The following is a 12061-nucleotide window of genomic DNA, read 5'->3' on the forward strand; positions in this document are numbered from 1 at the left end:
GCCGGGGGAGAGGCGGGCGCCGGGGCGGGCGAGCCGCGCAGGGCGTGGGCGTAGGCCTCGAGCAGCCGGGGGGCCTGGTGGTCCCAGGCGAGGGCGCGGCGCATCCGCTCCTGACCCACCCGCCCCATCTCGGCGCGGCGGGCGGGATCGGCCAGCAGGGTCAGCAGGTGAGTCACGAACTCCTCCTCGTTCCGGGCGGGCGTAGACGGCAGCCTCCCCGGCGGAAGCGCGGCCCTCGCGCAGGTCGAACTGCACGGTGGCCTTGCCCAGCGCCATGTACTCCAGCACCTTGTTCATGGTGCAGACGTCGCTGTAGGGCGTCCTGGGATCGGGCGCCACACACAGGTCGCACTCACTCAAACGTTCGATCAGCTCCTGCTGGTCGGTCAGCATCCCGGTGAACTCCACGTAGGGGTCCAGCCCCAGTGCCCAGCAGCCCGCCCGCAGCGCTCCCTCGCTGGGGCCGCCGCCGATGATCATGAAGCGGATGTCGGTGCGGCCCCGCGCCACCACCCGCCCCATGATGCCCAGCAGGTGGTCGAGGCCGTCTTGCGACCCCAGCACCCCCACGTAGCCCACCAGGTAGCGGGCGCCCGCGCGGTAGCGTTCACCGCCGGGCGTGGGCGCGAACTGGTCCAGGCGCGGGCCGCTGCGGACCACGAACACGTCCTCCGGCCGCTTGCGCCCGCGCCGCAACGCCAGGCCCCGCACCGACTCGTTGGTGGCGATCACCACGTCCGAGAGCGCGTAGGTCAGGCGCTCGGCCAGCCGCACCGCGTGGTAGGGAAGGTCGCGGCGCCCGAACTTGGCCTCGTACATCTCGGGGGTGGCGTCGTGCTGGTCGAAGATCAGCCGGGCGCCGCAGAGCAGCTTGAAGGGCAGCGCCACCAGAAAGAGCAGGTCGGGCGGGTTGCAGACGTGCACGACGTCGAAGCCGCGCTCCCGGCGCACCCGCCACGCCAGCCGCGTCTCGTGGCGCAGCGCGGCGAGGTACTCGCGCACGAAGGTCAGGCGGCCTTCCCCCTCGGGCGGGAGGGGGTGGCGGTAGATGGCGACGCCGTCGCGCACCTCATAGGCCGCCTCGTGCCCCCGGCCCGCCGGACAGATCACCGAGACCTGATAGCCCGCTTGCTGGAGGGTGGTCGCCTCCATCCAGACCCGGCGGTCGACCGGCACCGGCAGATTTTCCACGACGATCAGCACCCGCTGACCGGGGGCGACAGGTGCGTTCATAGAACCTCCAGGGTGGTGCGCAGGGTCAGCGGCAGGGGGGCCAGGACGCCCGCCCGCAGCGACGGGCTGGGCACCCTGACCCCATAGAGGGGCGAGTACCAGCCCAGCGGCGGGTCCTCCTCCCCCCGGCCCAGGTGCCCCCGCCCAAGGTGCGGGGTGCAGCGGGGGTCGAAGGTCAGGCGCAGGGCGCCGCCGGGCCACCCGGCCCGCCAGACGTGGGCCGATTCCTCGCGCAGTTCGCAGTGGGGGTGGAAGTGGAAGTGCAGATTCGCCCCGTGCTCTCCCCCGCCCTCCAACACGTCGGTCAGGTCGAGCCTCCGCCCACGCAGCTCGAAGGTGCGGCGGTGCGTGACCCGGCCCGGCAGCCGCAGGTACCCGTCGTGCGAGGCGACCAGCCGCCCGCCGTCCGCGCGGGGCTCCCAGGCGTGGACCTGGGTGCGGGCTTTGTGGGACCACAGGAAGCCCCCCGCCTGCACCGACTGGTCCTGCCCGCCGAGTTCCAGCGTGTTGTGCGCGGCGGTCGAGCGGAAATGCCCCCGCCAGGCCGGGTCGACGAGGTAGAGGTAGGTGCCCGGATCGACCAGCACGGGCTGCCCCCCCACGCTCAGGGTGAAGGCGAGCGCGTCGGCGTGGCCGTGCCCGGCCAGCGAGAGGTAGCCCAGCGGCCCGGCGTCGGCCAGGACCAGCACCTCCTCCGGCGTGCCGCGCCGGTGGGCCAGCGAGTACAGCCCGGCGTCGGTGAAGGCGAAACTGCCCTCCTCCCGGCGGGGCGTCGGGGTGTGGTGCGGTGCCTCAGGCGGCACGAGCAGGTGGGCCATCAGCCGCCCCCCCTGCGGCCCCGGCACGGCGGCGCCCAGGAAGGTGCGCCCCACCCGCAGCAGCCAGTCCTCGCGCCGGGCAGAGCGGGCCTGAAGCTGCACGGCCAGGCCCTCGTCGCTGTCGCCGTAGCGCGGGCGGTTCCCCCCGGCGTCCAGCAGCAGGGCCAGCGCCTCGATCGCCGATCTGAGCCGTCCGTGGTACGCGTCCGGGAAGGGGTCCCCGTGCCCGGCCCCCAGCAGGGCGGGCAGCAGCAGCAGCTCGGTGGCGAACAGGTGGTAGTCGAAGCCCATCTCCCGGTTCACGCCGCTGTCGAAGAATTGCAGCGCCGCTTCCCGCTCCAGCGCGGTCCGGGCCTCCCGGCGCCAGCCTTCCGATTCCGGGAACAGCGGCAAGGTCACGCTCGCCACGTACTGCCCGGCGAGTTCGCCCAGCCGGTGGTTGTTCGCCGACGAGCCCAGCGAGGCGTAGCGGGACAGGAAGGTCTGGTGCCCGTACACCGCCCCCCAGAAGGCGGACTCCGGCCCGAACACCTCCTCCCAGACGGAGTGACCGCGCAGCAGGTGGAAGCACCATGCCCACGAGATCAGGCGCACGCCCAGTTCCAGCCCACTCGTCCAGTTCAGGCCGCGCAGGGGGGGTTGTACCCTATCCAGTGGGTGATCTGGCGGGCGGCGGCGCGGGCGTAGCGGTCCTCGCCGGTCAGGGCGTAGGCCAGCGCGAGCACGGTGGTGTGGTGGTGGCGGCTCTTTTCCCAGATGTACTTGTAGTCCCCGACCAGTGCGGCGTCGCGGTAGTCCATGTCCGGTCCGAAGGCGCCGGGGTCGCTGCGCACGCCGGTCGAGCACAGCGGTCACCCCCCGGTATCCCCTGCATGACGGTTGCTCAGCCCTGCCGGGCCCGCACTTCTTCTGTCTCCTCCGGCGGCGGCCCAGTACATTAGGGTCATGCCCATTCCCGGCTCCCGGCTCCGCCCTCCCGTCCCGTGAGGTGCTCCCTATGAAGGCAGTCATATTCGCCGGAGGCTTAGGCACGCGCATCAGCGAGGAAAGCACCGTTCGCCCCAAACCGATGATCGAGATCGGCGGGCGGCCGATCCTGTGGCACATCATGAAGATCTACGCCGCCCACGGGATCACCGATTTCGTGGTGCTGTGCGGCTACAAGCAGTACATGATCAAGGAGTACTTCTCCAACTACTACCTGCACATGTCGGACGTGACCTTCGACCTGCGGACGAACACGACCAGCATCCACTGTGCGCACGCCGAGCCCTGGTGCGTGACCCTGGTCGACACCGGCGAGGAGACCATGACGGGCGGGCGGCTCAAACGTGCCGCGCGGTATCTGGAGGGGGGCACCTTCTGCCTGACCTACGGGGACGGGGTGGGCAACGTGGACATTGGCGCGGCCATCGACCTGCACCGCCGCGACGGGCGGCTGGCGACCATGACGGTGGTGCAGCCCCCCGGACGGTTCGGGGCGGTGGCGCTGGAGGAGGGCTACGGGGTGCGCAGTTTTCAGGAAAAGCCCAACGGGGACGGCGCCTGGATCAACGGGGGCTTTTTCGTGCTGGAGCCGGGGGTGCTGGACTACATCGGGGGGGACGACACGACCTGGGAGGCCGAGCCGCTGCGCCACCTCGCGCGCGACGGGCAGCTCTCGGCCTACCGCCACGGCGGCTTCTGGCAGCCGATGGACACCCTGCGCGACAAGCACGTGCTGGAGGAGATGTGGCGCGGGCACCAGGCCCCCTGGAAGGTGTGGTGAGCCCCATGCGCTACGACTACGCGGTCGTCGGCGGCGGCATCGTGGGGCTGGCGACCGCGCACGCGCTCTCGGAGCGGCATCCGGGGGCGGCCATCCTGCTGCTGGAAAAGGAGGACGGCCCCGCGCGGCACCAGACCGGGCGCAACTCCGGCGTGATCCATTCGGGCATCTACTACGCCCCCGGAAGCCTGAAGGCGAGGCTGTGCGCGGCGGGCGTGCGGTCCATGATTCAGTTTTGCCAGGAACACGGTGTCCGGTACGAGCAGTGCGGCAAGGTGATCGTGGCGACCGAGCCCGCTGAGCTGCCCCTGCTGGAGCGCCTGCACGGGCGCGGGCTTCAGAACGGCCTGAGGGTGCAGCGGCTCTCCGGCGAGGAGGTCCGCGAGTACGAACCCCACGTGCAGGCGCTGGCGGGGCTGCGGGTGCCCTCCACCGGGATCGTGAACTACCGCCACGTCAGCGCGGTGCTGACCATGCTGGCCCGCTCGCGCGGCACCGACGTGCGCTTCGGGACGCGGGTCACGCGCTTGCGGCCCACCGCGCAGGGCTACGACATCGGCACGACCGCCGGGGACTTCGCGGCGCGGGTGCTGGTGAACTGCGCGGGGCTGCACAGCGACCGGGTGGCGCGGCTGGCGGGCACCGATCCGCAGAGCCGCATCGTGCCCTTCCGGGGCGAGTACTACGAGCTGCGGGAAGACCGGCGGCATCTGGTGCGCGGCCTGATCTACCCGGTGCCCAACCCCGACTTCCCCTTCCTGGGGGTGCATTTCACCCGCATGATCGACGGCTCGGTCCACGCGGGGCCGAACGCGGTGCTGGCCTTGCGGCGCGAGGGCTACCGCAAGTCCGACGTGAACCTGCGCGACCTGCGCGAGGTGCTGGCCGACCCCGGCTTCCGGGCGCTGGCCCGGCGCCACCTGCGCGAGGGCGCTCAGGAGATGCTGCGGTCGTGGTCCAGGCCCCTGTTTGTCCGCAGCCTCCAGCGCCTGATTCCGGAGGTGCGGGCGGAGGACCTGGTGCCCTGCGCGGCCGGGGTGCGGGCGCAGGCCCTGACCCCCGACGGGCGGCTGGTGGACGACTTTCTGCTGGTGGACGGCCCGAACGCCCTGCACGTCTGCAACGCCCCCTCCCCGGCGGCCACCTCCAGCCTGGAGATCGGGCGGGCCGTCGCCGCGCGGGTCCCGGCCGCGTCCCGGCCCGTCCTGATCGCCCCCCACCGTCAAGGAGTGTCCGCATGAAGGTTCTGATGACCGGCACCGAGGGCTACCTGGGCTCCATCGTCGCCCCCGCTGCCCTGCGAGCGGGCCTGGAGGTCATGGCCGTCGATACCGGCTACTTCCGGGGCGGCTGGCTGTACCACGGCACCGACCGCACCGCGCCGACCGGGTTCAAGGACATCCGGCAGATGACGCCGGACGACTTCGCGGGGGTGGACGCCGTCGTTCACCTCGCGGAGCTGTCCAACGATCCGCTGGGGCAACTGCTGCCCACCATCACCTACGAGATCAACCACAAAGGCTCGGTGCGGCTGGCGCGGCTTGCCAGGGAGGCGGGGGTGCGGCGCTTCGTGTACATGTCCTCATGCAGCGTGTACGGGGTGGCCTCGGCGGACCACGTGGACGAGACCTCGCCGGTCAACCCGCAGACCGCCTACGCGGAGTGCAAGGTGCTCGTCGAGCGCGACCTGCGGGCGATGGCGGACGACTCGTTCTCGCCCACCTTCCTGCGCAACGCGACCGCTTTCGGGGCGTCCCCCCGGATGCGCTTCGACATCGTGCTGAACAACCTCGCGGGGCTGGCCTGGACCACCGGGGAGATCCGCATGACCTCCGACGGCACCCCCTGGCGCCCGCTGGTGCATGCCAACGACATCGCGCGGGCGATCCTCTGCACGCTGGAGGCCCCCCAGGAGGCCATCCACAACCAGACCTTCAACGTGGGCAGCACCGAGCAGAACTACCGGGTACGCGACATCGCGGAGGTCGTGGCGGCGGCCTTTCCGGGCTGCGGGCTGAGCTTCGGGGACAGCGGCGGGGACAACCGCAGCTACCGGGTGTCCTTCGAGAAGATCGCCCAGGAGCTGCCCGGCTTCCGCTGCGAGTGGGACGCGGCGCGGGGAGCGGCGCAGCTCGCGGCCCTGTTCGCCCGCATCGGGCTGACGCGCGAGGAGTTCGAGTCGCGCGGCTACACCCGGCTCAAGCAACTGGAGTACCTGCTCGCCACCGGGCAGATCGACCACGACTTCTTCTGGACCGACCCCTTCGCCGCGCCCGCGCCGCAGGGTCAGGTCGCCCGCGAGGGGAGCCTGACATGATCTTCACCGAGACGAGGCTGAGCGGCGCCTTCATCATCGACCCCGAGCCCCGGGGGGACGAGCGCGGCCTGTTCGCCCGGACCTTCTGCCAGCACGAGTTCGCCGCGCACGGCCTGAAGGTGGAGGTGGCGCAGACCAACCTCAGCTTCAACCACCGGGCCGGGACCCTGCGCGGGCTGCACTTCCAGCGCCCGCCCGCCGCCGAGACCAAGCTGGTGCGCTGCACCCGGGGGGCCATCGTCGACGTGATCGTGGACCTGCGGCCGGGCTCGCCCACCTACCTGGGGCACGTCGCGGTGGAACTCTCGGAGGACAACCGCCGNGGGGGGCCATCGTCGACGTGATCGTGGACCTGCGGCCGGGCTCGCCCACCTACCTGGGGCACGTCGCGGTGGAACTCTCGGAGGACAACCGCCGCGCCCTGTACGTGCCCGAACTGTTCGCGCACGGCTACCAGACGCTGACCGACGGGGCCGAGGTGACCTACCAGGTGGGCGAGTTCTACACCCCCGGCGCCGAGGGCGGCCTGCGCCACGATGACCCCCGTCTGGGCATCAGCTGGCCGCTGCCGGTGAGCGTGATCTCGGGGAAAGACGCGGGCTGGCCGCTGCTGACGACCGAGGAGGTCCTGACATGATCATCGTGGACCGGGCCCTGCGGGCGCGGGAGGAGGAGGGCAACCCCATCCGGGTCGGCATGATCGGCGCGGGCTTCATGGGCCGGGGGGTCGCCAACCAGATCGTGAACTCGGTGCCGGGGATGCGGCTGGTGGCGGTCGCCAACCGCACCCTGGAGAACGCCCGCCGCGCCTATGGGGAGGCCGGGGTGGAGGAGGTGCGCGAGGTGACCACCCTGGCCGCCCTGGAGGATGCCATCCACACTGGCCGCCCGGCGATCACCGAGGACGCGCTGCTGCTGTGCCGCGCCGCCGGGATCGACTGCCTGATCGAGGTGACCGGGGACGTGGAATTCGGCGCGGGGGTCACCGTCGAGGCCATCGCCCACGGCAAGCACATGGTCACCATGAACGCGGAACTCGACGCGACGGTGGGGCCACTTCTGAGGCAGATGGCCGACCGGGCGGGCGTGATCCTGACCGCCGCCGACGGGGACCAGCCCGGCGTGGAGATGAACCTCTACCGCTATGTCCGCAGCCTGGGCCTGACGCCGCTGCTGTGCGGCAACATCAAGGGGTTGCAGGACCCCTACCGCACGCCGACCACCCAGCGGGCCTTCGCCGAGCGCTGGGGCCAGAACCCCCACATGGTCACCAGCTTCGCGGACGGCACCAAGATCTCCTTCGAGCAGGCCATCGTCGCCAACGGCACCGGGATGCGGGTGGCCCAGCGCGGCATGCGCGGCCTGGAGTTCAGCGGGCACGTGGACGAATTGCGCCACCTCTACGACGCCGACGAACTGCGCCGCCTGGGAGGGATCGTGGACTACGTGGTGGGCGCCCAGCCCGGCCCCGGCGTCTTCGTGTACGCCACCCACGACGACCCCCGGCAGCGGCACTACCTCAACCTCTACAAGCTGGGGGAGGGGCCGCTGTACAGCTTCTACACGCCGTACCACCTGTGTCACTTCGAGGTGCCGCTCTCGGTCGCCCGCGCGGTGCTGTTCGGGGACGCGGTGCTGCAGCCGCTGGGCGGCCCGGTCGTGGACGTGGTCGCCACCGCCAAGCGCGACCTGACGGCCGGGGAGACGATCGACGGGCTGGGCGGCTACCTGACCTACGGCCAGTGCGAGAACGCGGACGTGGTGGCGGCGGAGCGGCTGCTCCCGATGGGGCTGGCCGAGGGCTGCCGCCTGCGCCGGGCGGTGCCCAGGGACGCGGTGCTGACCTACGACGACGTGGAGTTGCCGGGGGGCCGCCTCGCCGTGCGCCTGCGGGCCGAGCAAGACCGCCTCTTCGCCCCCGCGCCCGCCCTACGCTGAGCCCGGCTGACCCGCGCCACTGCCCCCCGGCTGCCCCCAGCTGCTTTCACCGACGGCGTCAGGTCGCCCGCCCCTGTTCTCAGCACCTCAGAGGAGGAACGGCCATGCAATCCACACCGCAGGCTGAAGGTCTGATCACAGCTGCTTCCCGTTCGCACCCGCTGCCCACTCCGGACCAGCAGCTGACGCTGCAGCTGAACGGACGGCGGTTGGTCCGGACGCTGCTGGGCACTGCGGCAGTGCTGATCGTGGTGGGGTTTCTGGGTGAATTCAGCACGCGGTTTCTGCCGGACTTCTTCGGACGGGACCTGCTCGCCTCGCTGACCTATCTGGGCGGCGAGACCAACCTCCCGGCGACCTTCTCCGCGCTGCTGCTGCTGGGCGCGGCGGCCCTGCTGGGGACCATCGCCCGCATCAAGTGGGCACTCCAGGACTCCCAGCGCCGGGTCTGGACCGGCCTGGCCTTCCTCTTCGGTGTTCTCGCGCTGGACGAGGCCGCCGGCCTTCACGAGCGCCTGATCGTTCCTGTGCAGAAGGTGATCAAGACCGACGGCGTGCTGCATTACGCCTGGGTGGTGCCTTACGGCGCCCTGACCATTCTGGTCCTGCTGGCCTGCCTGCGCTTCCTGCGCCACCTGCCCGCACGGACCCGTGCCGGAATGCTGCTGGCGGGCGTTCTCTACGTGGGGGGTGCGTTCGGTTTCGAGCTGATCGAGGGGTATGTCAAGACCCTGTACGGACGGCACACCTTCCTGATGGAAGGGCTGATCACCGTCAAGGAATCCCTGGAGATGTTCGGGGTCATCCTGCTGATCGCCACGCTGTTCGCCTACATCCGGGAGTATCTGCCCGGCCTGCGGGTCCAGGTCGGCCTCAACACGGAGGCTCCGCGCGCCTGACCCGGCCGTGCCCAGCTGGGCCGGACGGGCGGGGGAATGTGACGTCCTGGCACGGGGCACCCGCCCACCCTGCGGCAACGGGTCGAGGAGGGAGAGCGCGGTCGACCCGTCTCCCCCACCCTGGTCACGGTGGGCAGTCCACTCGCCGCTCTCAGCTGTGGCCCAGTGCGGGCGGCCCACCGAGCTACAGCGAGCGTTCTTTACGAAAAGAACTTTCCCGACGACAGCGGACAACTGCGCTGCTGGACGCGGACCGCTGGCTCTCCCGGTGCGGCGGAATCTGGCCGGAGACGGCCCGCGACCCGGCTCAGTTGCGGGTGAAGGTCAGGGTGGTCTCCCCCGCCCGCAGGGTCAGCCCCGTCGCCGTGACCGTCAGCGTGGGCCGGGAGGCCAGCAGCGCGGGCAGGTTGACAGGCGCGGACGGCCCGGGGCAGGCCCGCAGGGTGCTGACCGGCTCGCCCGTCAGGACCAGGGTCGCGCCTTCCAGCCGGTAGGGCGCCCCGTACTGGTTGCAGCCGTCGCTGCCGCCCAGGCGACCCTCCCCGAATGCCAGGGTGACGGGCTGGGACGCGGCCACCGGGCGGCCCCCCACCGCCGCGAGGGTGTAGGCCTGTCCCAGCAGGGTGGCCGGGGTCGGGGCTGCATTTGCCGGGCCGCTCCCCACACGGCGGAAGACCAGCGTCCGGCCACTGGCAGCCGTCAGCGTGAGGGTCTGGCCCTGCACGCTGGCCCGCAGGCTGGATTCACCCAGGAAGCGCAGGAAGGCCGATTCCTGGGCGTTGACCGCAGGCGCACAGGCCCTCCGGGTGGTCGCGAGCGGGCCGAAGGTGACCCGGCCCGCCTGCGCCTGCACGCTTCCGGTCAGGCGGTTGCAGCCCGCCGAGCCGCTGACCTGATTCCCGGCGAAGGTCAGGGAGGGGACATTCTCTGCCAGGGGACGCAGGGCGGTGCCGCCCGCAAGCTGCCAGCTGCCGTTCAGGGACACGGTGGCCTCCGGTGGGGTGGTGGCCGCGCCGCCCGCGCGGAAGGTCAGGCGGTCACGCGGCCCGGCGAAGAGGGTCAGGGTCTGGCCGCTGAGCTGGTAGCCCGTCACCTGCCCCATCAGGTTCAGAAAGCGCGTCTCTCCCGCGCCCACGGCAGCGGCGCAGGCCCGGCGGGTGGTCGCCAGCGGCCCGAAGCGCAGCACGTCCGCCCGGCTCGCGTAGGCCCCCCGGTAGGTGTTGCATCCGGCCGAGCCGCTCGCGGTGCGCCCGTCGAGGCGCAGGGTGGGCCGCCCGGCGCCCACCGGGGCGAACGTGCGCCCGTCCTGCTGGGTCAGGACCAGGGTCCAGGTGATGCCGCTCAGGGCCGGGGCCTGTGCAGCAGCGGGCTGGGCGGCGGCAGACTGGGCAGAGGCGGACTGGTGGGCTCCCGCAAGGGCAAGGGTCGTCAGGGTGGTCAGGGCTGCAAGGGTCCACATTCCCCCGTTGTAAGGCGCGGGCCTGACAGCAGGCTGAGGGTCGCCTGACGCGGCGTTGGCCCAGGCCCCTCCCGCCTCCCGGACCCAGGGGAGGCGGGAGGGGGCGCCCAGAGCGGCCAGCCGCCCAGCCGGACCCAGCGGCCCGCGCCCCACCCGGCGCGTGGTTGAGAAGGGTTCTCAGAGTCGGCGGAGTGCGCCCGGAGGCCGTCTGCGGCCCCCCCTCTCCTGCAGGGCTGTGCCCGTCCCAACCGCTACAAGCAGCCCATGCGGGTCGCCCGCAACGGGGAACTCGGAACTCGCGGAGCTGCGGAGCAAAGACCTCGTGTTCTCCGGCCAGATGAGGAGGCTGGACCGACCTGGCAGACAGACTCTCAGGAGGTTGCCGCTGGGCCCGGGTCCGGGCAGGGGCGCTCCCCGTGCTCCTCCCCGACCTGCTCCACCGCGGCCCGGAAGGTGTCCCAGGGCAGCAGGGCACACCGGGTCCGGGCGTGCAGCCGCGCCACGCCCTGAAGGGCCACGAGGTCGCCCAGGGCCGGGTCGGGGTCGGCGCCGCGCAGCATGGCCCCGAACGCCCCGGCGAGGGCGAGGCCGCCTTCCACCCGGCGGCCCCGGAGCGCCACGGTCATCAGCGAGGCGGTGCCCTGGGACACGGCGCAGCCCGAGCCGGTGAAGGCCACGTCCGCGATCACGCCGCCCTCGATCCGCAGTTGCAGGGACAGGCGGTCCCCGCACGAGGCGTTCAGGCCCGCCTGGGTCACGGTCGGGGCGGCCAGCGTGCCGTGGTGACGGGGGCGGCACGAGTGATCGAGAATCACCGCTCGGTACAGTTCTTCAGCCCTGTTCATCTCAGCCTCCGGGGCCCCAGGCTAACCCGCCCGGCCTCTCCCCCACCAGAGCTGGGGCGGGGGTCCGGGCGACTCCACTGAAGGGGCGGCCTGCACGCCCGGACCCCCGACCGCACGCCGTCATCCGGGCAGGTATCCGGAGGGAGTGCCGGACCCCGCGCCTCTGCTGTAATGCGGCGCGATGACCCTGCCCGCCGCCGCCCCGTCCCGCCGCCCGCTGCTCGCGCTGCTGGCCTTTCTCGCCTTTGTCAGCCTGGGGCTGCCCGACGGGCTGCTGGGCGTGTCGTGGCCCTCCATGCGCGGGACGTTCGGGGTACCGCTGGACGCGCTGGGGCTGCTCGCGGCGGTGCAGACGGCGGGGTACCTCACCTCCAGTTTTCTGAGCGGTCGCCTGCTGCGGGTCATGCCCATCGGGACGGTGCTCGCACTCTCGACGCTGGCCGCTGCCGCCGCGCTGCTGGGCTTTGCCCTCACGCCGGGGTGGCCGCTGCTGCTGGCGTTCGGCTTCGTGGCGGGGCTGGGCGGGGGCGCGGTGGACGCGGGGCTCAACGCCTACGGCGCGAGACATTTCAGCGCCCGCACCCTGAACTGGCTGCACGCTTTTTTCGGACTGGGCACCACCCTGGGGCCGCTGATCGTGACGGCGGTGCTGGGGTCGGGGAATGTCTGGCGCTGGAGCTACGTGATCGTGGGGTGCGCCCAGCTCGGGCTGGCGCTGACCTTTTTCCTGACCCGGCGGCGCTGGGCCGGGCATGCGGCGCCGGGAGGCGAGGCCGCCGCGCCC

The 12061-nt window shown here is 72.0% G+C and carries 13 protein-coding genes; 8 read left to right on the forward strand and 5 right to left on the reverse strand.

Annotated features, from left to right (window positions below; all coding sequences use genetic code 11):
• The 3 genes from QOL99_RS10385 to QOL99_RS10395 all read right to left on the reverse strand — a co-directional run.
• A partial coding sequence (locus tag QOL99_RS10385) for a glycosyltransferase family 4 protein (protein ID WP_285523638.1) occupies positions 1–1233 on the reverse strand: 1233 nt, incomplete at its 3' end.
• Positions 1230–2645, reverse strand: coding sequence for a heparinase II/III family protein (locus tag QOL99_RS10390; protein WP_285523639.1), 1416 nt, complete (start codon positions 2643–2645; stop codon positions 1230–1232). The genes QOL99_RS10390 and QOL99_RS10385, both read right to left, overlap by 4 nt.
• A 26-nt stretch (positions 2646–2671) precedes the next feature.
• Positions 2672–2884, reverse strand: coding sequence for a heparinase II/III family protein (locus tag QOL99_RS10395; protein WP_285523642.1), 213 nt, complete (start codon positions 2882–2884; stop codon positions 2672–2674).
• Positions 2885–3048: 164 nt separating this feature from the next.
• Between QOL99_RS10395 and rfbF the strand changes: the two genes are divergently transcribed.
• The 7 genes from rfbF to QOL99_RS10430 all read left to right on the forward strand — a co-directional run bounded on the left by rfbF (position 3049) and on the right by QOL99_RS10430 (position 8973).
• On the forward strand, positions 3049–3819 hold the full coding sequence (rfbF, locus tag QOL99_RS10400; RefSeq protein WP_285523644.1) for a glucose-1-phosphate cytidylyltransferase: 771 nt from the start codon (positions 3049–3051) through the stop codon (positions 3817–3819).
• Between the two features lie 5 nt (positions 3820–3824).
• Positions 3825–5060, forward strand: a complete 1236-nt coding sequence (lhgO, locus tag QOL99_RS10405) for an L-2-hydroxyglutarate oxidase (RefSeq protein WP_285523655.1) — start codon at positions 3825–3827, stop codon at positions 5058–5060.
• Complete coding sequence (locus QOL99_RS10410; RefSeq protein ID WP_285523646.1) at positions 5057–6136, forward strand: NAD-dependent epimerase/dehydratase family protein; 1080 nt, start codon at positions 5057–5059, stop codon at positions 6134–6136. Before lhgO ends, QOL99_RS10410 begins: the two co-directional genes overlap by 4 nt.
• Positions 6133–6480 carry a dTDP-4-dehydrorhamnose 3,5-epimerase family protein gene (locus tag QOL99_RS10415; RefSeq protein WP_285523647.1) on the forward strand — a complete coding sequence of 116 codons (348 nt, stop codon included), beginning with the start codon at positions 6133–6135 and terminating at the stop codon, positions 6478–6480. Before QOL99_RS10410 ends, QOL99_RS10415 begins: the two co-directional genes overlap by 4 nt.
• Positions 6477–6773 (forward strand): dTDP-4-dehydrorhamnose 3,5-epimerase, encoded by a 297-nt coding sequence (gene rfbC / locus QOL99_RS10420; RefSeq protein WP_285523648.1) that lies wholly within the window; start codon positions 6477–6479, stop codon positions 6771–6773. The genes QOL99_RS10415 and rfbC overlap by 4 nt, the downstream gene beginning before the upstream one ends.
• On the forward strand, positions 6770–8074 hold the full coding sequence (locus QOL99_RS10425) for an NAD(P)H-dependent oxidoreductase (RefSeq protein ID WP_285523649.1): 1305 nt from the start codon (positions 6770–6772) through the stop codon (positions 8072–8074). The genes rfbC and QOL99_RS10425 overlap by 4 nt, the downstream gene beginning before the upstream one ends.
• Before the next feature lie 104 nt (positions 8075–8178).
• Positions 8179–8973, forward strand: coding sequence for a hypothetical protein (locus QOL99_RS10430; RefSeq protein ID WP_285523650.1), 795 nt, complete (start codon positions 8179–8181; stop codon positions 8971–8973).
• Between the two features lie 307 nt (positions 8974–9280).
• Here QOL99_RS10430 and QOL99_RS10435 read toward each other — a convergent pair whose 3' ends face one another.
• Complete coding sequence (locus QOL99_RS10435; protein WP_285523651.1) at positions 9281–10432, reverse strand: META domain-containing protein; 1152 nt, start codon at positions 10430–10432, stop codon at positions 9281–9283.
• A gap of 371 nt (positions 10433–10803) precedes the next feature.
• Positions 10804–11277, reverse strand: a complete 474-nt coding sequence (sufU, locus tag QOL99_RS10440) for a Fe-S cluster assembly sulfur transfer protein SufU (protein WP_285523653.1) — start codon at positions 11275–11277, stop codon at positions 10804–10806.
• A gap of 181 nt (positions 11278–11458) precedes the next feature.
• Here sufU and QOL99_RS10445 point away from each other — a divergent pair.
• On the forward strand, positions 11459–12061 hold a 603-nt coding region (locus QOL99_RS10445), incomplete at its 3' end, for an MFS transporter (RefSeq protein ID WP_285523654.1).

The sequence above is a fragment of the Deinococcus rhizophilus genome, from assembly GCF_030271215.1.
Lineage (GTDB): Bacteria > Deinococcota > Deinococci > Deinococcales > Deinococcaceae > Deinococcus > Deinococcus rhizophilus.

Excerpts from the sequence above, each read along its gene's own strand:
- QOL99_RS10425 (WP_285523649.1), top strand. The coding sequence starts at position 6,770 with ATGATCATCGTGGACCGGGCCCTGCGGGCGCGGGAGGAGGAGGGCAAC.
- sufU (WP_285523653.1), bottom strand. The coding sequence starts at position 11,277 with ATGAACAGGGCTGAAGAACTGTACCGAGCGGTGATTCTCGATCACTCG.
- QOL99_RS10410 (WP_285523646.1), top strand. The coding sequence starts at position 5,057 with ATGAAGGTTCTGATGACCGGCACCGAGGGCTACCTGGGCTCCATCGTC.
- rfbF (WP_285523644.1), top strand. The coding sequence starts at position 3,049 with ATGAAGGCAGTCATATTCGCCGGAGGCTTAGGCACGCGCATCAGCGAG.
- QOL99_RS10430 (WP_285523650.1), top strand. The coding sequence starts at position 8,179 with ATGCAATCCACACCGCAGGCTGAAGGTCTGATCACAGCTGCTTCCCGT.
- lhgO (WP_285523655.1), top strand. The coding sequence starts at position 3,825 with ATGCGCTACGACTACGCGGTCGTCGGCGGCGGCATCGTGGGGCTGGCG.
- QOL99_RS10435 (WP_285523651.1), bottom strand. The coding sequence starts at position 10,432 with ATGTGGACCCTTGCAGCCCTGACCACCCTGACGACCCTTGCCCTTGCG.